Source organism: Mesorhizobium sp. M4A.F.Ca.ET.050.02.1.1 (assembly GCF_003997725.1).
Classification (GTDB): domain Bacteria; phylum Pseudomonadota; class Alphaproteobacteria; order Rhizobiales; family Rhizobiaceae; genus Mesorhizobium.
The window spans coordinates 1-1,482 of the sequence record NZ_RZSG01001112.1; the positions used below are offsets into that span (position 1 = coordinate 1).

2 protein-coding genes are annotated in these 1,482 nt (G+C 65.8%); one reads left to right on the forward strand and one right to left on the reverse strand.

Annotation, left to right across the window (positions count from 1 at the left end):
• Nucleotides 1–81 precede the first annotated feature (81 nt).
• Nucleotides 82–993, forward strand: coding sequence for an alpha/beta hydrolase (locus EOA33_RS35465; RefSeq protein WP_126054517.1), 912 nt, complete (start codon nucleotides 82–84; stop codon nucleotides 991–993).
• 7 nt (nucleotides 994–1,000) lie between these two features.
• Here the strand turns inward: EOA33_RS35465 and EOA33_RS35470 are convergent, their stop codons facing one another.
• Nucleotides 1,001–1,402, reverse strand: a complete 402-nt coding sequence (locus tag EOA33_RS35470) for a rhodanese-like domain-containing protein (protein WP_126054518.1) — start codon at nucleotides 1,400–1,402, stop codon at nucleotides 1,001–1,003.
• Nucleotides 1,403–1,482 lie beyond the last annotated feature (80 nt).

Sequence of the window (1,482 nt, forward strand, 5' to 3'; positions counted from 1 at the left end):
GGTTGTCCCAGGGCAGGTCTTGTTTAATGTTCATGTTTGAACTATTATGTTCATGCTTGAACGAATGGATGGATCGACACTATGGCATCATTTGGTCTGAAGGTCATCCGGGGCGTGTTCGGCGCGGCCGAGCATGTGGCGCCTCGCCTCAGCGGTCGCGCCGCGTTCGAACTGTTCTGCCGCACGCCGAACGTCAAGGCGCTGAGCGACGGCGAGCGCCGCGCTGTCGAGCGGGCCGCGGCCTTCATGGCCGAGGCGCGGCATCATCGGCTGAAGACGAAGAAGGGCTGTGTCATGGTGCATGAATTCCGGCCCGAGCCGGGCAGGGCGCCGGCCGGCACCGTGCTCGTCATCCATGGCTGGCGTTCGCGCACCGAATATATGCGCGCGCTGATCGAAGGATATCGCGGCGCCGGCTACAAGGTTGTCTCGCTCGACCTTCCGGGCCACGGCCAATCGCAGGGCCGCCGTCTGAACATGGTCAACGCGGTCGAGGCGGCAAGGGTCGCCGGCGAATGGTTCGGTCCGTTCAAGGTTATCGTCGGCCATTCCTTCGGCGGCGCCGTCGCCGCCAACGCCGTCGCCGGTTCGGTCAGGGGCATCCAGCCTATCGCGGCCGAAGGCTTGGTGCTGATCGCGGCGCCGAGCTCACTGCCGGCGATCTTCGCCGACTTCAGCAGCATGCTCAATGTCGGCCCGCGCTCGCAGGTCGCCATGGCCGATCGCGTCGAAAAACTCTCCGGCCGACCGCTCGGCGAATTCACCGGCGACCGCCAGCTCGCGGAAGCGCTGGTGCCGACGCTGGTCATCCATGCGCCCGACGACCGCGAAGTCTCTGCCGACCATGCCACGCGCTATGCCGGCGCCGGCGATCATGTCAGCCTGCATTGGGTCGACGGGCTCGGCCACCGCCGCATCCTCGCCGACAAGGGCGTGGTCGAACGCGCCGTCCGCTTCGCGGCCGAGCACCGCGACTCGACGTTGATGCATTGAAGCGCTGTCAGTCGGCCTTCTTCTTCTGCCCCGGCTCGACCGGCAGTCCGGCCGCCTTCCAGGCGGTGTAGCCGCCAAGGATGTGCTTGACCGGCGAAAGGCCCATGTCCTGCGCCGTTTTGGTGGCCAGCGCCGAGCGCCAGCCGCCGGCGCAAAAGAAGACAAAGCTCTTGCCCGAGGCGAAGAACGGCTTGTGATAGGGGCTTTCCGGATCGATCCAGAATTCCAGCATGCCGCGCGTGACATGCCTGGCGCCGGGGATCTTGCCGTCGCGCTCGACCTCGCGCGGATCGCGCAGGTCGACGAAGATCGTGTCCTCGTCCTCGATTAGCCCCGCCGCTTCCTCCGGCGACACCACCTCGATCTCGGCGTTCGCCTCGTCGAGCAACTCGCGATAGCCTTTTTTCACCGGCGCATTCCTCCCGACCGTGGCTTGCCCACCAGATTTCCAGCACAAGGGCTGGCATTTGTCACGCGGCGTTGGTGCCG

Coding starts and splice junctions, on each gene's coding strand:
- EOA33_RS35465 (WP_126054517.1), top strand. CDS start 82: ATGGCATCATTTGGTCTGAAGGTCATCCGGGGCGTGTTCGGCGCGGCC.